Source organism: Conexibacter stalactiti (assembly GCF_033542075.1).
GTDB classification, from domain to species: domain Bacteria; phylum Actinomycetota; class Thermoleophilia; order Solirubrobacterales; family Solirubrobacteraceae; genus Conexibacter; species Conexibacter stalactiti.
Window position 1 is genome coordinate 52742 of the sequence record NZ_JAWSTH010000004.1, and the last position, 18760, is coordinate 71501.

The following is an 18760-nucleotide window of genomic DNA, read 5'->3' on the forward strand; positions in this document are numbered from 1 at the left end:
ACTACCTCTCGAGCTCGGTGAATATCTTCAGCCAGTCGCGCAGCAGACGTGGCATCAGGAAGTGCTTGCGGATGTGCTCCTTGCCGGCGAGCCCCAGTCTGCGGCCGAGGCCCGGGTCCTCCAGGATCTGCTGTGCGCGCGCCGCGCACTGCTCGACGCTGGAGACGAGGAAGCCGGAGACGCCGTCGTCCACCTGCAGCGGGATCCCGCCGACGTCGCCGCCGATGAACGGCCGCGCTTTCCAGATCGCCTCCGAGACGGTCAGGCCGAAGCCCTCCCGCGTCGACTTCTGGATCAGCACGTCGGCGTGCGACTGGAAGGCGTTGACCTCGATCGCGCCGACGTTGTTGAAGTTGTTGAGGATGTGGATGTCGGGATCGCCGTTGGCATGGGCGACCGTCGCGTTGAAGAAGTCCCAGCCCTCGGGGTCGTCGGTCGCCATCGAGCCGACGAGCGCGAGCTGCACCTGCGGGACCGCCTGCTTGACGATCCGGTAGGCGTCGATCACGCCGAGCGGGTCCTTCCACGGGTCGAAGCGCGACACCTGGCACATCAGCGGACGGTCGACGTCGATCCCGAACTGGTCGCAGATGTAGATCGCGTCCTCCGGCGAGAAGGCCATGTTCTTCGGCGCCAGCGGATCGATCGCGGGCGGCACGATGTGGACGCGGCCGTCCATCCCGGGCGGGACGTACCGCTGCATGTGGAAGATCGAGTCGGGAAAGGTCTGGACGTACGGCAGCAGCCGCTCGATCGTCCCCGGGTTCGGCGTCGAGAGGTCGATGTGGCAGCGCCAGATCCAGTGGCGCGCCTTCTCCGGCGCGAGCGTGTGCATCGCCGCCGGCTGGGGGTCGTGCGCGATCGCGACGTCCCATCCGCGCGACAGCTCGCGCGCGTTCATCTCGTTGTAGCGGCGCCACGACTCCCACTGGTCCTCGGTCAGGTCCAGCGGGTTGCCCTGCAGCGCGTTGTGCATCACCTTCGTCGCGTTGAAGAACTCCTCGCGTCCGTAGATCACGTGCCACTCGACGTCGAGCCCGACGTCGCGCATCAGCGGGACCATCGTGTAGAGGATCTCGGAGACGCCGCCGCCGAACGCGGTCGCCGAGAGGTGGAGGACGCGCTTCCCGCGCAGGGGCTCCGCCAGCTCGCGGATCTCCTCGACGAGCGTGCGACCGACGATGCTGGAGTAGTCAGCGAGTGTCTTGTGGCCGACGGCTACTGGCTGGAGCATGGGCGCTTTGGCTCGGGGATCGGAGCGGGCGCGCGGAGCGTACCGGCTGCACAGCCGTGCCGGAAGGGCTCAGCCGGGTCGCGTTCCGAGCGTCACTTGAACGGTGCGCTGTTCGCCGTCGCGCCAAACGTCGAGCGTGACCGACTCGCCCGGTGAACGCTCGGCGATCGCGGTCGCGAGATCGTTGGCCTTCGTGATCGCTCTGCCGTCGACGGCGGTGATCAGGTCGCCGCCGACGCGGTAGCGCGTGCCCTGGAACAGCACCTGCTCATCGCCGTCGCCGTCGCTCAGCCCGGCGATCGCCGCCGGCGCGTCGTCGCTGACCGACTGCACGAGCGCACCCTCGGCGGTCGGCAGGTCGAGCCGTCTCGCCAGCTGCGGGAAGACCGGCACGGTCGAGACGCCGATCCAGGCGTAGTCGACGTGCCCCTGCTCGGCGAGCTGGTCGAGCGACCGTCTGACGGTGTCGGCGGGGATCGCGAAGCCGACGCCCTCGCCGCCGCCGCCGGTCGTCTGGATCTGCGCGTTGATGCCGATCACGCGGCCCTGCGCGTCGACGAGCGGGCCGCCGGAGTTGCCGTGGTTGATCGCGGCGTCGGTCTGGATCGCGCCGCCGATCGCGAAGTTGCCGCCGCTCGCCGCGCCGCCGGAGTTGAGCGAGTCGATCGTGCGGTTGGTGCCGGAGATGACGCCGACAGACAGCGACTGCGGCTCGCCGAAGGGGCTGCCGATCGCGGCGACCGGGGCGCCGACCGTCAGCCCTCTGCTGGTGCCGAGCGGCAGCGGGCGCAGCGTCAGGTCGGCCGGATCGACCTTGATCAGCGCGACGTCGGAGTTGAAGTCGGTGCCGACGATCTCAGCCGGCACCTGGTTGCCGTCGGCGAACTGGACGTAGACCGACTCGGCGCGTCTGAGCGCGCTGCCCTCGCCGTTGGTGACGACGTGGGCGTTGGTCGCGATGCGGCCGTCGCCGGATATGACGAAGCCGGAGCCGAGCCCTTCCCCGGTCGGCAGTCTGTCGCCTCTGTCGCCGGCGAAGAGGCTGATCACGGTCACGACCCCCGGCGCCTCGCGCGCGTAGATCGCGCTCGGGTCGAAGCGGCCCTCGGACAGCTGCGAGATCACCTCGACGCGCGTCGTCGCGGTGCTGACCGGGCCGCCGGCGAGGCCGTCGCCGGCGTCGTCATCGCCGCCGCAGCCGGCGAGGGCGAGCGTCGCGGCCGTGAGGCCGGTCGCGAGGACGGTGGGACGGGCTATGCTCACGCGGGCAGCTCCAGGGTGAAGACGGTGCGACCGGGACGCGACTCGACGCCGAGGCGGCCGTGCATGCGCTCCGCCAGCTCGCTGGCGATCGCGAGGCCGAGGCCTGAGCCCTGCGCGTCGTCGGTCGTGTAGAACGGCTCGAAGATCTGCGACAGCGCCTGGCGCTCGATGCCGCTGCCGTGGTCGCGCACGGCGAGCCGCGCGTAGCCGTCGTCGCGCGTCGCGGAGACGACGATGTCGGTGCCGGCGGGCGAGTGGGTGAGCGCGTTGTCGATGAGGATTCGCATGATCTGGGCGACGCGGACAGGATCGCAGAGTGCTTCGACCGGCCTGCTCGTCAGCCGCACCTCGAGGTGGGCGTCGCGCTGCGCGAGCACCGGCTCGAACTCGGAGCTGACCGCGCTGGCCAGCTCCGACAGGTCGACCGGCTCCGGCCGCAGCTCCAGCGAGCCGGCCTCCAGGCGCGACAGGTCGAGCAGGTCGACGGTCAGCTTGCGCAGCCGCTCGACCTGCATCCGCACCTGCGCCAGGAACCGTCTGCGCGTCTCCTCGTCGAGCTCCTCGTCCTCCAGCAGCTCGACGAAGCCGCCGAGCGAGAAGAGCGGCGTGCGCAGCTCGTGCGAGGCGGTCGCGATGAACTGCTTGCGCGCGCGGTCGAGCTGCGCGAGCTGGCGCTGCATGTCGTTGAAGGCGCGTGCGAGCTGGCCCAGCTCGTCGTCGGAGTCGACCGGGATCGGACGCGAGAAGTCGCCGGCGGCGACCTGCTCGGCCGCCTCCTCCAGCCGCTTGACGCGTTGCGCCAGCGCGCGGGCGACGAGCCAGCCGGCCAGCACCGCCAACGCCAGCGCGATCGCTCCGGCGATCAGGATCTGCTGGCGCACGACGGCGACGTTGCCCTCGACGTCGGTCGTCGGCGTCGAGTAGACGGCGACGTAGCCGATCTGGCCGTCGCGTCTGATCGGCAGAGCCGCGATCGCGACCGGATCGTCGTTGAGGGTCTGCGTCCCGGTGTCGAGACGGTCGCTGCGCGCGACGCGCTGCGCGATCACGATCCGTTCGGCGATCGTGGGATCGGGTCTCTCCTGCGGCGCACTCGAGTCGGCGACCGGCTCGGACTCGGGACGCGGCTCGCCGCCGAAGGTGTTGATGCGGAAGAGCGTGACGCGCGCGTTGGCGCGTTCACCGGCGCGCCGCACGGCTGCCTCGACGGCATCCGCGCGCTGCTCCGACCCGGCGACCCTCTCGATGTCATTGACTGATTGCAGCGCAGCTGCGCGCAGCTGCGTGACCTTCTCGTCGCGCAGGCGCGTCTCCAGCTGCGGCGCGATGTAGAGGTAGAGGACGCCGATCGCCGCGAGCGTGATCGCGAAGAAGAGGAACGCGAGGCGGTTCCGGAGCGAGCGCATCGGCGACGGGCGCGGCGCGCGGCCCGCTCAGGCGGAGTCCGTGTCGCGGAAGCGGTAGCCGACCCCGCGCACGGTGAAGAGGTACTCCGGCTCCTTCGCGTCCCGCTCGATCTTCTCGCGCAGGTGGCGGATGTGGACGTCGATCGTGCGCGGGTCGCGGTAGGCCGAGTCGCCCCACACGCGCGCGAGCAGCATGTCGCGCGTGAAGACGCGACCGGGGCTGCGCGCGAGCGTCAACAGGATCTCGAACTCGACGAAGGTCGTCGTGATCGCCTCGCCGCGGACGGTCACGGTGCGCTTGTCGGGGTCGATCTTCAGCTCGTGCGAGTCGAGCGTGCCGCCGTCGCGCTCGGCCGCGTGGGTCAGCTCCGAGCGCCGCAGCGCGGCCTTCACGCGGCTGCGGAACTCGCGCATCGAGAACGGCTTGGTGATGTAGTCGTCGGCGCCGATCTCGAGCCCGACGACCTTGTCGATCTCCTCCGACTTGGCCGTCAGCATGATGATCGGGACCGAGCTGCGGCTGCGCAGGCGGCGGCAGACCTCCAGCCCGTCGAGCTGAGGCAGCATGACGTCGAGCACGACCAGATCGAACGGGCGCTCGTCAAAGCGCTCGAGTGCCTCCCGCCCGTCCGTCGCCTGGACGACTTCGTAGCCGTCTCTGCGCAGCGGGTAGGAGAGCAACGTCTGGATCGACTGCTCGTCGTCCACCAGCAAGATGCGCGTGGATCGTTCGGTCATCCGCTTTCCGCCCGGAAGGTTAGTGGCATGGCGCACAGGCGGGAAGGCGAGTCGACGTGATCGGGTGGATAACCTCCGCGTGTGCTCGATCCGCGGATCTACCGCGCGGCGTTCCTCCCCATCCTCTTCGTGTTGGTGCTCGTCGGCTTCTCGCTGCGAGATCAGCCGCGCGGGGTCACGACGACGCTCGCCCCCGACGCCTTTGACGGCGATGCCGCATTCGCGTCCCTGGACGCGCTCGCGGAGGCCGCGCCGAGCCGGCAGCCGGGCTCCGCCGGCGACCAGCGGGTCGCCGATCGCGTCCGCGCGGGGTTGAGAGCGAGCGGCTTCGAGGTCAGCTCGCGCAGCTTCCAGGCGCAGACGAGCGTCGGCGAGCGGCAGGTCGAGACGGTGCTGGGTCAGCGGACCGGCTTCTCCAGCCGCCGGATCCTCGTCGTCGCGCAGCGCGACGCGATCGCGTCGCCGGCGAAGGCGCAGCTGTCGGGCACCGCGGCGCTGCTGGAGCTGGCGCGGGTGCTCGGCGCTCGCACGCTCGACCGCACGCTCGTGCTCGCCTCCGTCTCCGGCGGCCCGGAGGCCGCCGAGCAGCTCGCGCGCGATCCCGGCGGCGCCGTCGACGCCGTGATCGTGCTCGGCGACATGGCGGGAACGCAGACACGCCAGCCGCTCGTCGTGCCGTGGGGCTCCGACGCCGCCGTCGCGCCGCTGGAGCTGCGCCGCACCGTCGAGACGGCGGTCGCGACAGAGACCGCGATCCGTTCGCGGCGCGCCCGCCCGGCGGTCGAGTACGCGCGCCTGTCGGCGCCGCTGACGCTCGGGCTGCAAGGGCCGTTCATCGCGCACGGGCTGCCCGCGGTGCTGCTGTCGGCCAGCGGCGAGCGCACGCCCGCGGCCGACCAGGAGGTCTCGGCGGCGCGGATGACCGTCTTCGGCCGCGCCGCGCTGCGCAGCCTCAGCGCGCTCGACGGCGCGCGCGACATGCCCGCGCCGAGCGCCTACGTCCTGATCGAGAGAAAGCTGCTGCCGGAGTGGCCGGTGCGGCTGCTCGGCGCCGCGCTGCTGCTGCCGGTGCTGCTGGCCGCCGTCGACGGCTTCGCGCGCGTCCGCCGCCGGCACGAGCCGGTCGGGCGCTGGCTGCGCTGGGTCGGCGCCTGCGCGCTGCCGTTCGTGCTGGCGCTGCTGCTGACGCTCGTGCTGAAGCTGACGGGCCTGCTGAGCGCCGCGCCGCCGGGACCGGTCGCCGCCGGCGAGATCCCGCGCGACGGGACCGCGCTGGCGGCGCTGATCAGCGTGCTCGTCGTGATCGTGCTCGGCTGGTTCGCGCTGCGGCCGCTGGTCACGCGCCTGAGCGGTACCAAGGGCGACCCCGCCGCGCCCGGCGCCGCCGCGGCCGTGCTGCTGGTGCTGTGCGGGATCGCGCTCGTCGTCTGGGTCGTCAACCCCTACACCGCGCTGCTGCTGATTCCGGCGCTGCACCTGTGGCTGCTGGCGATCGCACCCGAGGTGCGACTGCATCCGTTCGCCGCGCTGGGGCTGTTCCTGATCGGCCTGCTGCCGCCGCTGCTGGTCGCCTACGCCTACGCGCGCCAGTTCGGGCTCGACCCGCTGGAGCTGGCGTGGATGGGGATGCTGCTCGTCGCGGGCGGCTCGGTCAACGTCTTCGGGGCGCTCGTGTGGGCGCTGCTGCTCGGCTGCGCCGGAGCGGTCCTGACGATCGTGCTGCGCAACTGGAGCGGCGGCCCTGACGCCGAGGCGCACGTCACGGTGCGCGGTCCGACGAGCTACGCCGGACCGGGATCGCTGGGCGGAACCGAGTCGGCGCTGCGGCGCTGAACCCAGGCCGCCGGCGACGCGAAGACGGCATACTGAAGCGATGCGGCGCGCCCTGCGGGCTCTCTCCAGTGTCCTGATCGTGGCCGGCGTGCTGCTGATCGCCGATGCCGCGATCACGCTCGCATGGCAGGAGCCGGTCTCGGCCTTCCTCGCCAGCAGGCAGCAGGGGAAGCTCGCCGACGAGCTGGAGCAGATCGAGCAGAGAGCGCCGACGCCGGTGCAGAGACGGGCGCTCGCCCAGCTCAGAACCGACAGACACCGGATCGCCTTCCTCGCGCGCGTCTCGCGCCGCACGGCGACCGACGGCGAGCCGTTCGGCAGGTTGCGGATCCCGTCGATCGACCAGGACTCGGTCGTCGTCAACGGCACGCAGCCCGACGACCTGCGGATGGGGCCGGGGCACTACCCGGACACGACCTTCCCCGGGCTCGGCGGGACGGTCGCGATCGCTGGCCATCGCACGACGTACGGCGCGCCGTTCCGCAACATCGACCAGCTCGGCAAGGGCGACGAGCTGGTGGTGGAGATGCCCTACGGCCGCTTCACCTACGTCTTCACGAGACAGCTGATCGTGAAGCCGACGGCGACGTGGGTGACGAGAGACGTCGGCTACGAGCAGCTCGTGCTGTCGGCCTGCCACCCGCTCTTCAGCGCCGCCGAGCGGCTGATCGTCTTCGCGAGACTCAGCAGAGTCGAGGAGCGCGGCGCGGCGCAGCAGAAGCCGCCGCAGCGCGCCGCGACCTCCTGAAAAGGCGAACATCGCCAACCGGCGGGAGGCGCCTGGCCGGATGTCCAACCGCGAACACGGTTGCTCATGTGCCAACGCCTGGCTGGCGATAGACAGGGTACGGACGGGCATCCGGTGACGGCGGGCCGCAGAAAGCGGGTCGCCGTGTCTCGCCGGGCGCCGACCACGTCCGCTCTTTCAATGGACACCAAGACAGTGAAGATCAACGACCTCAGAGCTCGCATCGAGCGGGCGGACTACGACGTCGACGTCGACGCGGTTGCGGAGGCGTTCGTCTCCCGCATGCTCGTCGTGCACGGTGCGCTGCGGCGCGCCGACGTGCGCGAGCTGCTCGGCGACGCCTACGACGAGATCGGCGGCGGGCCGCGGAAGTCGTGCTCGTAGCCGCGCGGCGGCGCGGACTCGTCCGCGTCGTCGCCGGCCGACAGCAGTGACGCTCCGGGGCCCGCGTCGCCGGCCTCCCGCACCGTCCCGATCCACGTGACCGGCGCCGCCCGCTCCGCCGCGGCGCGCGCCGACGGCGGCACGCAGACGCACAGCTCGTAGTCCTCCCCAGCGGTCGCCGCGAAGATCGCGGGCGCACGCCCGAGCGCGGTCGCCACCGCCGCGACGCCCGCGGCCAGCGGCAGCCGCTCCGCTTCGAGCGCGAGTCGCACGCCGCTGCGCTGGGCGATGTGGCCGGCGTCGGTCGTGAGGCCGTCGGAGAGGTCGACCAGCGCGTGCGCGCCGGCGGCCGCCAGCGCACGGCCGGCCGCGATCCGCGGCCGCGGCCGCAGATGGGCCCGCACCAGCTGCTCGCGCACCTGCGGGTCGGCGACGACGTCATCGCCGACGGTGCCGTCGAGCAGCGCGAGGCCGGCGCCGGAGCCGCCGAGCGTCCCCGTCACGCCGACCAGGTCGCCCGGCAGCGCGCCGTCGCGGCCGACCAGCTGCTCGGCGCTGTCGGCCCAGCCGACGACCGTGACCGACACGACCAGCACGGGGCCGCGCGCGAGGTCGCCGCCGGCGATCGTGACGCCGCAGTCGCTCGCGAGCGCCTGCGCGGAGCGGAACAGCTCCAGCACGTCGTCTTGCTCCAGGCCGGGCGGCAGCACCAGCGCGAGGTATGCCTCGCCGGGGTCGGCGCCCATCGCGCCGAGGTCGGAGAGCGCGCCGGCCAGCGCGCGGTGGCCGACGTCGGCGAGCGTCGCGGTCGCGCCCGGGCCGGAGCGGCGGAAGTGGACGCCGTCGACCATCGTGTCGACGGACGTGACAGAGAACGGCCGTGCGCGCACGACGGCTGCGTCGTCGCCGAGATGGCGGACGACGCGGTCGTGGTCATGCTTGAGGATCTCGCTCAGCGCCTCGATCAGCGCGAGCTCTCGCATCAGTCGTTCCGAGGCCGGCGCGGACGCCGACCGCTCAGCGGTGGCGGTAGACGATGCGCGCGCGGTCGAGGTCGTACGGCGACAGCTCGACGCGCACACGGTCGCCCGGCAGGATGCGGATCCGGAAGCGGCGCATCTTGCCGGCCACGTGGCCGAGGACCAGATGGCCGTTGTCGAGTCTCACGCGGAACATTGCGTTCGGCAGGGCCTCGATGACCTCGCCTTCGAGCTCGACCTTTTCTTCCTTCGACAAACCGTGTCCTATCTGGCGGTGGATGGATGTGGGCACGCGCATGAAGCGCACGTGCGCCGACAGACGAACGGTACCAGCCTCCGCCGGAGCCGGCGAGGGGCGGCCGGCCGCGGCGACCGCCGCGGGGGCGCCGGGAGCTGTGCGCGTCAGTTGCCGGGAGCGGCGGCGCCGCCGCCCTCGGTGTCTATGTCGGGCTCGCCCTGGGGCGGCCTGGCGTAGGCGCCCGGATCGGGGTTGACGCCGGTCTCGCCGTCGGTCGCGCCGGTGGTGCCGTCGTCGGTGCCGGTCGTGCCGTCGGTCGTCCCGTCGTCGGTGGTGCCGTCGTCGGTCCCGTCGTAGGAGTAGTCGTCGTCGTCATCGGAGCCGGTCGAGGCGAATCTGCCGAAGAACGGCTCGGACTCGAAGGTGCCGCCCTCGGGCCAGTCCGACCCGCAGTAGCCGTCGGAGGCGACCGACATGTACTCATGCCAGATCGGCGCCGGGAAGGTGCCGCCCTGCACCGACATGCCGTGGACGACCATCGGCGTCGGGGTCTTGTAGCCCATCCACACGGCGGTCGACAGCTTCGGCGTGAAGCCGACGAACCAGGCGTCCTTGATGTCGGAGGTGGTGCCGGTCTTGCCGGCGGCGGAGCAGCCGTAGCCGGCGCTGACGCCGGTGCCCGACTGCACGTTCTTCTCCAGCACCTCGCGGGCCTTCTCCGCCTGCGCCGGCGTGAAGGTGCGCTTGCTTCTCGTTCTGCCGAGGTCCTGGACCTGGCCGTCGCGCAGCTTCACTCTCGTGAAGATCGTCGGCGTGCGGCGGATGCCGCCGTTGGCGATCGTCGCGTAGGCGTTGGCCATCTCCAGCACGGTGACGCCGTTGGTGAGGCCGCCGAGGCCCTCGGCCGGGTAGGCGTCCAGTCTCGACGTGACGCCCATGTCGTAGGCGGCCTGGCGGACCGCCTCGGGCGTGACGTCGGCGTCGAGCTGCGCGTAGACCGTGTTGTCCGAGCTGAGCGTCGCGCTCGTGATGCTCATGCTGCCGCTGTAGCTGTGGCCGAAGGTCGCGACCTCGTAGGTCGGGTCGCTCGACAGCCAACCGGGCTCGAGCTTCTTCGACGTGTAGTACGTCGAGTCGGGGTTGATGCCCTTGCGCAGCGCGGCCATCAGCACCATCGTCTTGAACGTCGAGCCGGGCTGGCGCTGCGCGGTCGCGGCGTAGTTGTAGTTCGTCTTGCCGTCCTTCTCGTCGCCGTATATGGCGGACGAGGCCATCGCGAGGATGTGGCCGTTGGCCGGGTCGATCGTCGCGATCGCGGCCGGCGGGTCGGCCGGGTCGTAGAGGACGCTTCTGATCGCGGCGCGCGCGGCCTCCTGCTTTCTGAGGTCGATCGTCGTGTAGACCCTCAGGCCGCCGGCGCGCAGCACGTCGTTGCCGTACTTGGCGATCAGCTGCTCTCTGACGTAGTCGAAGACGAACGGCTCCTTGCGCTGCTGGTAGAAGGCGTTGGACTTGACGCCCAGCGGCGCGGCGGTCGCCTCGTCGGCCTCCGCCTGCGTGATGTATCTCGAGTCGACCATCGCGCGCAGCACGTCGCCGCGGCGCTTCTTCGCCCCTCTCGGGTTCGAGAACGGGTTGTAGTCGCTCGGCGCCTGCGGCAGGCCGGCGAGCAGCGCCGACTCGGCGAGGTTCAGCTTCGAGACGTCCTTGTCGAACAGCACGCGCGCCGACGCCTGCACGCCGACCGACTCCTGGCCGCCGACCGTCGTGTACGGCACGTTGTTCAGATACGAGACGAGGATCCACTCCTTCGAGTGCTGCTTCTCGAGCTCGTCGGCGAGCTTCGCCTCGCGGATCTTGCGGGTGATGTCTTTTCTGTATCTGTTCGCCGTTATGTACAGGTTGCGCACGAGCTGCATCGTCAGCGTCGAGCCGCCCTGCGAGGCGGCGTCCTCGGTCACGTTCTTGACCGCGGCGCGCACGACGCCGACGTAGTCGACGCCTCTGTGCTTGTAGAAGCGCTTGTCCTCGATCGCGACGGTCGCGCGCTTGAGCAGCAGCGGGATGCGTCTGCCGTCGACCGGTGTGCGCAGCGTGTCGCCGCCGGCGATGAAGCCCAGACGAGTGCCGTCGGCGGCGTAGACGGTCGAGATCGCGCCGGCCGGCTTGGGGCGGATCTGCTCGATGTCGGGCGTGTCGTCGACGACGCCCATCACCCACGTCGCGCCGACGACGCCGGCGCCGATGCCGCCCAGCAGCAACAACGCCAAGATGGCGAAGACAGCGCGCCGCACGGGGCGGCCGCGATTGCGCTTGCGGCGCTTCTGTCGCTCTCGACGACTCACGGTCTAAAGGCAGGCGAAGCGTCGCGGGGCTGCGACGCCGGTCCGGAAAGGATAGCCAGACGGGGTTTTCGCCCAGGTAAGGCGCGACTCCTTCAAGGCGCAGCGGCGCTTGCAAGCAAGCCCTGCGCCCGCAGCGCCCGCAGCGCGTCGGCGCGCAGCTCCGCGGCGTGCAGCGGGCGCTCGCGCGGCGGCACCAGGCCGCGCGCCAGCGTGTAGCGGACGCCCTCGACGGCGATCTCGGCGACGCGCGCGACCGGCGGACCGTCGAGCGTCGCGAAGGCGGCGAGGACGGCGTCGGCGTCGAGCTCCAGCGGCAGCCACAGCTCGACCTCGAGCGCCACCTGCGGGTCGACGATCGTGTCGTTGCGCAGCACGCCGGAGGCGAGCCGCTCGTTCGGCACGAACAGGCGGTGGCCGTCGGCGCCGCGCACGACGGTGTAGTTGAGCCGCACGTCCTCGACCGTGCCGCTCTCGTCCTCGATCGTGACGGCGTCGCCGATCCGCAGCGGCTGGGCGATCGTCAGCATCACGCCGGCGATCAGGTTGGCCAGCGTCTGCCGCGCCGCGAAGCCGACGACGGCCGCCAGCAGGGCGCTGGAGGCGAGCACGGTCGTGGCGATCCGGTTGAGCCCGTCGAACTGCGCGATCGCGGTCATCACGCCGATCACGAGGATCACGAGCGTCGTCAGCCGCCGCAGGAAGCGCATCCGCGTATCGACGGCGGCGGTCAGATCGTCGCGCATGACCGCTTCGGCGATCCGCTGACCGCGGTGCAGGATCGCCCTGTCGACCGCCCACGCGAGCACGACCGCGACGGCTATCGCGAGCAGCGCGCCGAGCCATCTGTGCTCGTCGAGGAACCCTGGCTCCGTCGCTTGGGCGAGCGGGATGACAACATCGGCGACGACCATGGACCGCGAGCGTACTGGCAGCATCGGCGAGGCGTGGCGCGTCTTCTGGACGTCGCGCGCGGTCGTCTGGGGCGCGGGGCTGCTCGGGCTGCTGTGGCTCGGCCAGGCGCCGGGCGCCGAGCAGTTCGACCCCGGCGGGCTGACCAGGCCGTTCTCGCCGTTCGCCGACCTGCTGATCGGACCGGCCGCGCGCTGGGACACGGTCTGGTACCTGTCGATCGCGCAGGACGGCTACGGCGACACGGCCGACGGTGGGAAGGCCGCCTTCTACCCGCTCTACCCGCTGCTGACGAAGGTCCTCGGGTGGGTCGTCGGCGCGCCGCTGGTCGCCGGGCTGCTGATCTCGCTCGCCTGCTTCTTCGGCGCGCTCGTGCTGCTGCACAAGCTCGCGACGCTCGACCTCGGCGAGCGCGACGCGCGCTCGACGCTGCTGCTGACCGCCTTCTTCCCGTCGGCCTTCTTCTTCTCTGCCGTCTACGCCGAGTCGCTCTTCCTGCTGCTGTCGGTCGGCGCCGTGCTGGCGGCGCGGCAGGGGAGGTGGGCGTGGGTGGGCGTCGCCGGCGCACTCGCCGCGCTGACGCGCAACAGCGGCGCCGTGCTGCTGCTGCCGCTGCTGCTGATCTACCTCTATGGGCCGCGTGAGGATCGGCCGCCATTGCCCGGGCCGCGCGCGTGGTGGCGGCCGCGCTACCCGCTGGCGCCGTCGATCGCCTGGCTGGCGCTGATCCCGGCCGCGCTCGCCGGCTTCCTCGTCTACTGCGGCGTCGTGCTCGACGACCTCTTCGCGCCGTTCTCGGCGCAGGGGCTGTGGGGTCGCCACCTCGTCCCGCTCGGCGGGATCTGGGACGGTGCCCGCGCCGCCTGGCTCGGCCTCCGGCAGCTCGTCCACGGCACCGCGACGCCGGTCTACTTCAGCGAGTCGGGCGGCGACCCGTTCGCGACCGCCGGGCAGAACCTGATGCTGTTCGCCTTCCTCGTCTTCGCGCTGATCGCGCTCGTCGGGGTGCTGCGACGGCTGCCGTTTGCCTACGGCGCCTACACGCTCGTCGCGCTCGCGCTGACGCTCTCCTACCCGGTCGACGCGCAGCCGCTGATGTCGCTGCCGCGCTTCCTGCTGGTGCTGTTCCCGCTGCAGATGTGGCTGGCGCGCTGGCTTGGTGCGCGCGGCGACGGCGCCGTCGAGCGCGGCGTCGCCGTCAGCGCCGTGCTGCTGGGTCTGCTGACGGCGCAGTTCGCGCGCTGGGGCTTCGTGGCGTAATGGTCTGCGCCCAGGGGGCTTGCCCATTGCGCCACTGGGAACGCTCGCCTTGGGGCTCGCCTTCCCGGTTGGAGGCATTCCATGGCTGATGCGCCGCAGGCGTACCTGCTTGACGCGCTCGGCACGCTGCTCGAGCTGGAGCCGCCGGTGGAGCCGCTGCGGCGAGCGCTGGCCGAGCGCTTCGGGCTGCGGCTGACCGCGGCCGAGGCGGGCGCGGCGATGAAGGCCGAGATCCGCTTCTACCGCGCCAACCACGACATCGCCCACGACCGCGCGACGCTCGCGCGGCTGCGGCGCGGCGCCGCGAGCGCGCTGCGCGACGCGCTGCCGCCGGCCGCGGCCGGGCTCGACCTCGACGCGCTGACCGAGGCGCTGCTGGCGGCGCTGCGCTTCCGCCCCTTCCCGGAGGTGCCGGAGGTGCTGCGGCGGGCGCGCGCGGCGGGGATCGGGCTCGTCGTCGTCTCCAACTGGGACGTCTCGCTGCACGACGCGCTGGAGCAGACGGGGCTGGCGTCCCTGCTCGACGGCGTCGTTACCTCTGCCGAGGTCGGCAGCGCCAAGCCGGGCGGCGAGATCTTCGCTCGCGGGCTCGCGCTGGCCGGCGTCGAGGCGGCCGCCGCGCTGCACGTCGGCGACGACCTCGAGGCCGACGTCGGCGGCGCCCGTGCCGCCGGCATCGACGCGCGGCTCGTGCTGCGCGACGGCGCCCCCGCGCCGGCCGGCGTCGCGACCGTCCGCTCGCTGCGCGAGCTGCCGGGGATCGCGGCTGCGTAAGCTCTTCGACTGTGAGCAGCGCCCCGCCCCCACGCTTCATCGCGCCGCAGTCGCATGAGCCTGCCGCCCCGGAGCGCGAGACGGCGTGGCGTCCGTGGACGGCCTTCGCGGCGCTGATCGCCGGCTTCTTCGCGGCCTTCGCGGGGCAGCTCGTGATCGCCGCGGTCGCCACGCTCTTCGGCGCCACGATCGAGGACCCGCCGCCGGCGGTGCTGATCCTCTCGACGCTGTTCCAGGACTTCGCCTTCATCGGCGCGGCTATCTTCTTCGCGCGCTCCGTCGGCCCGGTCACGCCCGCCCAGTTCGGGTTGCGCAAGACGCCGTTGTGGCCGGCGATCGGCGCCGCGCTGGCGACGATGCTCGCCTTCTACTTCCTCAGCGCGGTATGGGCGGCGATCATCGACACCGGCGCGACCGACGAGCTGCCCGACTCGCTCGGCGTCGACGAGAGCACCTATGCGCTGATCGGCGTCTGCATCCTCGTGACGGTCGTCGCCCCGCTGGCGGAGGAGTTCCTCTTCCGCGGCTACATGTTCGGCGCGCTCAGAAACTGGCGCGGCGTGTGGCCGGCGGCGATCATCACCGGCGTGATCTTCGGCGGCATCCACGCCGCCGGAACCGACGCCGAGTTCCTGCCGCCGCTGATGTTGCTCGGCTTCCTGCTCTGCCTGCTGCGCTGGAGAACCGGCTCGCTGCTCCCGTGCATCGCACTGCACGCCGTCAACAACTCGATCGCGTTCGGCGTCACCGCCGCCGGCTGGGACGCCTGGGCGATCGTGCTGCTGGTGCTCGGCTCGGTCGGCGCCTGCATGCTGATCTGCTGGCCGTTCGCCGGTCGTCGATCTGACCGTCCGATCGGCGCGGCGACGTGACATCACACCCCTCATCTAGGATTGTCCGCCTCATGACCGGTCGCACCGCAATTTCCGCCTTCGCCGCGACGCTTGCGATCGCCGCGACACCGGCCGCCGCGTTCGCCCAGGACGCGCCCGCCGAGCCTGCCGCCGTCGATCCCGCCGTCGCCGCCGCTGCCGCTCCCAGAGCCGGCGCGGAGCAGGTGCCGCCGACGACGACCACGCCGACGCCGACGCCGCCCGCGCCGAGAAGAGCGGTGCGCAGAGCGAGAGCGAGAATCGGCACCTCGTTCGAGAGCGGCGTCTACCGCGTCGGCTCCTCGACGCTGACGGTGCCCGGCAGAGTCGTCCACATCACCGGTCGGATCGTGCCGTACGTGCCGGGACAGAAGGTCAGAGTGCGCATCTGGCTCGGCGACAGACTGGCCAAGCAGGTGACGGTCACGCCGAAGCCGACGAAGACGAAGCAGACGGCGACCTTCCGCGCGAAGTTCACCGCCGGCAAGCTCGGCGACGTCAGAGTCTTCGCCGTCCACGAGCAGTCGCCCCAGCAGGCGGCGGCGCAGTCGAAGGCGGCCTCCGTCGCCGTCGTCGCGCCGCTCGCGGGCTTCGGCACCAACAGCCCGTTCGTCGCGCTGCTGCAGCAGAAGCTGGCCGACCTCGGCTACGCCGTCCCGCGGTCCGGCGTCTACGACGCCGGCACCGGCGACGCCGTCGAGGCCTACCGCAAGGTGCTCGGCTCGGCGCGTCTGAAGACGATCGACGGCGCGGTCGTCGACAAGCTGCTGCGCGGCCAGGGCGGCTTCAAGATCCGCTACCCGGACCACGGCCGCCACGTCGAGGCCAACCTCAGCCAGCAGGTGCTCGCGCTGATCGAGAACGGCAGAGTGCTGCGCACCTACACGACCAGCTCCGGCGCCTCCGTCACGCCGACCGTGCTCGGCAACTACCGCTTCTACTGGAAGCAGCCCGGCGTGAACAACAGAGGCATGGTCCACTCCAGCTACTTCATCCGCGGCTACGCCATTCACGGCTACCCGTCGGTCCCGACCTACCCCGCCAGCCACGGCTGCCTGCGGGTGCCGATCCGCGTCGCGCTCGACATCTACAACTGGGTGCAGCTCGGCGATCAGATCGACGTCTACTACTGAGCCCGGTGGCGGTCGTCGAGCCCCCGTACGGCGCTGACGAGGCGCGCGAGCGCCTCGTCGCGGCGTTGCGCCAGGAGGCGCTGGTGATCGGCGAGGTCGTGCTGACCAGCGGCGCGACCGCGCAGTACCTCGTCGACGTCAAGCGCGCGGTGCTGCTGCCGGAGGGCTTCTTCGCCGCCGGCGTGCTGATCGCCGAACAGGCGCGCGCGCTCGGCGCGACCGCGGTCGGCGGCCTCACGATGGGCGCTGACCCGCTCGCCTGCGCCGCGCTCGCGGGCGGCGCCGACGTGAAGGCCTTCTTCGTCCGCAAGGAGACGAAGGCGCATGGGCTCTCCCGTCGCATCGAGGGTCCGCTGCTGACCGCCGGCGACCGCTGCCTGATCGTCGAGGACGTCGTCACGACCGGCGGCTCGACCGTCAAGGCGATCGAGGCGGTGCGCGCCGAGGGCTACGAGATCTGCGGCGTCGTCGCGATCTGCGACCGCCTCGCTGGCGGCGCCGCCGCGATCGAGCAGGCGGCCCAGGCGCCGTACGTCGCGCTCAGCACGATCGACGACGTCTACCCCGGCCGCCCGGACAAGTAGGGAGCGCGGAGTCGCTCCGCGTCGGCGTCGGCGTGGGGCTGCTGAGCGGCGCCGCTACGCAGGCCGCTCGGCGTGGACCGTGTCGACGATTCTGTCGACGACGCGTTGGGCCGGCGACTGCGGCGACTGGGCGCTGCGGAAGGCGAGCAGCGTGAAGGTCGCGTCGCCTCTGCGCTGCAGCGCGACGAGCGTGATCGCCTGCTTGACGCCGGTGTCGGCGTAGGTGCCGGTCGCCGTGGCCAGGGCGCCGGGATACGGCGCGGTCTGGACGGTGCGCGACGGCGAGGAGCGCAGCCCTCTGTAGCCCCTCAGGCTCTCGATCGCCTCGCGCGCGTAGGCGCTCGGCGCGGCGACTCTGCCCGGCGCGCTGCGATCGGCGCCGACGGCGATCGCGAGCGTGCGGTCGCGCGAGCGCAGCACCAGCGTGCCGCCGCTGCGTCTCGCCGCCCAGCCGGGCGGCAGCCCCACGCTGAAGCCACCCTGTCTGTCGCGCACGCGGCGCCAGCCGTCGGGCAGCGAAGGGGTCGGGCCGGCCGGCGCCAGCGGCACCTGCGCCGTCTCCGCCGGGACCGTCGTCGTGATCGTGCGCGCGGCGCCGTCGTCGCCGAGGCCGCCGAACGCCTTCACCGTCGCGACGCCGGCTGACAGCGCACAGACCGTCAGCAGCACGACGCGTCGCCCCGTCCTGGACATCCCTCCAGCCTAGTGCAGCGACCGGTGGGGAACTCCCGCGCCGGCACCCTCCAGCTCCTCGGCCGCGACCTCCTGCGCCGCCGCGCGGACCGCCGCGCGCGCCTCGTCGCCGTCGAGTCCGAGGCCGCGCAGCAGGTCGACGGCGGTCGAGCGCACCTGCCCGACGAGCACGCTGACGGACATGTTGCCGGTCCGCTCCAGCACCAGCGTCGCGCGCGCCGCGGCCCGCAGCGCGGCGGCGCGCGGCGCCTTCGCGGCGCGGCCGTGCGGGTCGGCGAGCGCATCGTCGAAGCCGCGCACCGCGGCCGCCAGCTCGCGCAGCGCGAGCGGGATGTCGGGTGGCACGTGGTCGTGCAGCTGCAGCGCGCGCAGCGCGCCGCGCGCGAGCACGCGCACGTTGCGGACGGCGTTGTCGAGCTGCGGGTCGGCTTCGGCGTAGTGGACGAGCTGATCCCTCGCGCTCCAGCGCGGCGGCGCCAGCCGCGCCGTCTCACCGGCGGCGATCACCGCGCTGTGAAAGGCGCCCGACTTCGTGTCGAGCGTGCGCGCCCGCGCGAGCGCTCGCTCGCAGGCGTCGGTGCGACCCTCGTCGAGCGCGGTCGCGACGTCCTCCAGCGCCCCGGCCAGCTCGTCGAGCAGCGGGCGGACCGTGCGGCGCGCGAGCGCGAGCGGGTCGACGGGGATCAGGATCGAGACGGCGATCCCGAGCAGGCCGCCGGTGAAGGCGTCGATCATCCGCCCCCAGTAGATCCCCTCCGTCGGCGGCTGCAGCGTCACGACGAGGATCGCCGAGACGGCCGCCTGCGTGATCAGGATCGGACCGCCGCCGACGAAGACCGCGACCGCCATCGCCAGCGCGATCACGCCCATCAGCTGCAGCGTGCCGACGCCGATCGCCGCGATCAGCAGGTCGCCGACGGCGATCCCGAGCGTCACGCCGATCATCAGCTCGACGGTGCGGCGGCCGCGCTCCAGGTAGGTCGCGCCGAGGCAGATGATCGCCGAGATCGGGGCGAAGAACGGCCGCTGGTGATGGAAGACCTCGGTCGCCAGCAACCACGCCGCGCCCGCCGCGAGCGTCGCCTGCGCGATCGGCAGCGCCGCGCGCCGCACGTCGTCGAGGCGGCTGCTCAGCCGCATCCGTCTGCGCGCCGGTTCGAGCACGTCAAACAGCATGCCCGCATGCGCCGATCCGCGTCGGCTCCGTACCTTTCGCGCCCCGGTCGATGAACGTCTGACCGCCCCTCGATGCCCCGAGCTGGATTCGAACCAGCGGCCTACTCCTTAGGAGGGAGTCGCTCTATCCAACTGAGCTACCGGGGCGCATGGCACAGCGTAATGGTTCATGTATACGCCGCGAGCCTGT

At 72.1% G+C, this 18760-nt stretch carries 18 protein-coding genes and 1 tRNA gene; 8 read left to right on the forward strand and 11 right to left on the reverse strand.

Annotation, left to right across the window (positions count from 1 at the left end; all coding sequences use genetic code 11):
* Position 1: 1 nt before the first annotated feature.
* From R7226_RS03050 to R7226_RS03065, 4 genes are all read right to left on the reverse strand, one after another.
* Entirely contained in the window at positions 2 to 1234 is a 1233-nt protein-coding gene (locus tag R7226_RS03050; protein WP_318595557.1) for a glycosyltransferase, read from the reverse strand.
* A gap of 69 nt (positions 1235 to 1303) precedes the next feature.
* A complete protein-coding gene (locus R7226_RS03055) occupies positions 1304 to 2497 on the reverse strand; it encodes a S1C family serine protease (RefSeq protein ID WP_318595558.1) in 1194 nt (397 codons plus the stop codon).
* Positions 2494 to 3903 carry a sensor histidine kinase gene (locus R7226_RS03060; protein ID WP_318595559.1) on the reverse strand — a complete coding sequence of 470 codons (1410 nt, stop codon included), beginning with the start codon at positions 3901 to 3903 and terminating at the stop codon, positions 2494 to 2496. Before R7226_RS03060 ends, R7226_RS03055 begins: the two co-directional genes overlap by 4 nt.
* A gap of 27 nt (positions 3904 to 3930) precedes the next feature.
* A complete protein-coding gene (locus R7226_RS03065; protein ID WP_318595560.1) occupies positions 3931 to 4641 on the reverse strand; it encodes a response regulator transcription factor in 711 nt (236 codons plus the stop codon).
* Between the two features lie 81 nt (positions 4642 to 4722).
* Here R7226_RS03065 and R7226_RS03070 point away from each other — a divergent pair, with 81 nt between their 5' ends.
* From R7226_RS03070 to R7226_RS03080, 3 genes are all read left to right on the forward strand, one after another.
* Positions 4723 to 6474 carry a zinc-binding metallopeptidase family protein gene (locus tag R7226_RS03070; RefSeq protein ID WP_318595561.1) on the forward strand — a complete coding sequence of 584 codons (1752 nt, stop codon included), beginning with the start codon at positions 4723 to 4725 and terminating at the stop codon, positions 6472 to 6474.
* A gap of 40 nt (positions 6475 to 6514) precedes the next feature.
* Complete coding sequence (locus tag R7226_RS03075; protein WP_318595562.1) at positions 6515 to 7222, forward strand: class E sortase; 708 nt, start codon at positions 6515 to 6517, stop codon at positions 7220 to 7222.
* Between the two features lie 180 nt (positions 7223 to 7402).
* The gene (locus R7226_RS03080; RefSeq protein WP_318595563.1) at positions 7403 to 7606 is read left to right on the forward strand and encodes a hypothetical protein; all 204 of its coding nucleotides are present in this window, start codon (positions 7403 to 7405) and stop codon (positions 7604 to 7606) included.
* On the opposite strand, the gene thiL is transcribed toward R7226_RS03080, so the two are convergent.
* From thiL to R7226_RS03100, 4 genes are all read right to left on the reverse strand, one after another.
* Complete coding sequence (gene thiL / locus R7226_RS03085) at positions 7564 to 8589, reverse strand: thiamine-phosphate kinase (RefSeq protein ID WP_318595564.1); 1026 nt, start codon at positions 8587 to 8589, stop codon at positions 7564 to 7566. The genes R7226_RS03080 and thiL overlap by 43 nt on opposite strands.
* Positions 8590 to 8623: 34 nt before the next feature.
* A complete protein-coding gene (infA, locus tag R7226_RS03090) occupies positions 8624 to 8842 on the reverse strand; it encodes a translation initiation factor IF-1 (protein ID WP_304686918.1) in 219 nt (72 codons plus the stop codon).
* A 146-nt stretch (positions 8843 to 8988) separates the two neighbouring features.
* Positions 8989 to 11094 carry a transglycosylase domain-containing protein gene (locus R7226_RS03095; RefSeq protein ID WP_318595566.1) on the reverse strand — a complete coding sequence of 702 codons (2106 nt, stop codon included), beginning with the start codon at positions 11092 to 11094 and terminating at the stop codon, positions 8989 to 8991.
* A 167-nt stretch (positions 11095 to 11261) separates the two neighbouring features.
* Positions 11262 to 12080, reverse strand: a complete 819-nt coding sequence (locus R7226_RS03100) for a mechanosensitive ion channel family protein (protein ID WP_318595567.1) — start codon at positions 12078 to 12080, stop codon at positions 11262 to 11264.
* Between R7226_RS03100 and R7226_RS03105 the strand changes: the two genes are divergently transcribed.
* From R7226_RS03105 to pyrE, 5 genes are all read left to right on the forward strand, one after another.
* The gene (locus R7226_RS03105) at positions 12079 to 13338 is read left to right on the forward strand and encodes a mannosyltransferase family protein (RefSeq protein WP_318595568.1); all 1260 of its coding nucleotides are present in this window, start codon (positions 12079 to 12081) and stop codon (positions 13336 to 13338) included. The two genes, R7226_RS03100 and R7226_RS03105, sit on opposite strands and share 2 nt — an antisense overlap.
* 81 nt (positions 13339 to 13419) lie before the next feature.
* Positions 13420 to 14112 (forward strand): HAD family hydrolase, encoded by a 693-nt coding sequence (locus R7226_RS03110; RefSeq protein WP_318595569.1) that lies wholly within the window; start codon positions 13420 to 13422, stop codon positions 14110 to 14112.
* An 11-nt stretch (positions 14113 to 14123) separates the two neighbouring features.
* Positions 14124 to 14984: a CPBP family intramembrane glutamic endopeptidase gene (locus R7226_RS03115; RefSeq protein ID WP_318595570.1), complete on the forward strand. Its 861-nt coding sequence runs from the start codon at positions 14124 to 14126 to the stop codon at positions 14982 to 14984.
* Positions 14985 to 15016: 32 nt separating this feature from the next.
* Positions 15017 to 16117, forward strand: coding sequence for a L,D-transpeptidase family protein (locus R7226_RS03120; RefSeq protein WP_318595571.1), 1101 nt, complete (start codon positions 15017 to 15019; stop codon positions 16115 to 16117).
* Positions 16118 to 16122: 5 nt separating this feature from the next.
* A complete protein-coding gene (pyrE, locus tag R7226_RS03125; RefSeq protein WP_318595572.1) occupies positions 16123 to 16701 on the forward strand; it encodes an orotate phosphoribosyltransferase in 579 nt (192 codons plus the stop codon).
* A gap of 54 nt (positions 16702 to 16755) precedes the next feature.
* Here pyrE and R7226_RS03130 read toward each other — a convergent pair whose 3' ends face one another.
* From R7226_RS03130 to R7226_RS03140, 3 genes are all read right to left on the reverse strand, one after another.
* Positions 16756 to 17394 (reverse strand): hypothetical protein, encoded by a 639-nt coding sequence (locus tag R7226_RS03130; protein ID WP_318595573.1) that lies wholly within the window; start codon positions 17392 to 17394, stop codon positions 16756 to 16758.
* A gap of 9 nt (positions 17395 to 17403) precedes the next feature.
* Entirely contained in the window at positions 17404 to 18570 is a 1167-nt protein-coding gene (locus tag R7226_RS03135) for an FUSC family protein (RefSeq protein ID WP_318595574.1), read from the reverse strand.
* Positions 18571 to 18643: 73 nt separating this feature from the next.
* Positions 18644 to 18717 (reverse strand) — tRNA-Arg (locus tag R7226_RS03140).
* Positions 18718 to 18760 lie beyond the last annotated feature (43 nt).

What these genes read in the sequence shown, in the direction of transcription:
- R7226_RS03050 (WP_318595557.1), bottom strand. Translation starts at nt 1,234, where the DNA reads ATGCTCCAGCCAGTAGCCGTCGGCCACAAGACACTCGCTGACTACTCC.
- R7226_RS03060 (WP_318595559.1), bottom strand. Translation starts at nt 3,903, where the DNA reads ATGCGCTCGCTCCGGAACCGCCTCGCGTTCCTCTTCTTCGCGATCACG.
- R7226_RS03065 (WP_318595560.1), bottom strand. Translation starts at nt 4,641, where the DNA reads ATGACCGAACGATCCACGCGCATCTTGCTGGTGGACGACGAGCAGTCG.
- R7226_RS03075 (WP_318595562.1), top strand. Translation starts at nt 6,515, where the DNA reads ATGCGGCGCGCCCTGCGGGCTCTCTCCAGTGTCCTGATCGTGGCCGGC.
- R7226_RS03080 (WP_318595563.1), top strand. Translation starts at nt 7,403, where the DNA reads ATGGACACCAAGACAGTGAAGATCAACGACCTCAGAGCTCGCATCGAG.
- thiL (WP_318595564.1), bottom strand. Translation starts at nt 8,589, where the DNA reads ATGCGAGAGCTCGCGCTGATCGAGGCGCTGAGCGAGATCCTCAAGCAT.
- R7226_RS03105 (WP_318595568.1), top strand. Translation starts at nt 12,079, where the DNA reads ATGGACCGCGAGCGTACTGGCAGCATCGGCGAGGCGTGGCGCGTCTTC.
- R7226_RS03100 (WP_318595567.1), bottom strand. Translation starts at nt 12,080, where the DNA reads ATGGTCGTCGCCGATGTTGTCATCCCGCTCGCCCAAGCGACGGAGCCA.
- R7226_RS03110 (WP_318595569.1), top strand. Translation starts at nt 13,420, where the DNA reads ATGGCTGATGCGCCGCAGGCGTACCTGCTTGACGCGCTCGGCACGCTG.
- R7226_RS03120 (WP_318595571.1), top strand. Translation starts at nt 15,017, where the DNA reads ATGACCGGTCGCACCGCAATTTCCGCCTTCGCCGCGACGCTTGCGATC.
- R7226_RS03130 (WP_318595573.1), bottom strand. Translation starts at nt 17,394, where the DNA reads ATGTCCAGGACGGGGCGACGCGTCGTGCTGCTGACGGTCTGTGCGCTG.
- R7226_RS03135 (WP_318595574.1), bottom strand. Translation starts at nt 18,570, where the DNA reads ATGCTGTTTGACGTGCTCGAACCGGCGCGCAGACGGATGCGGCTGAGC.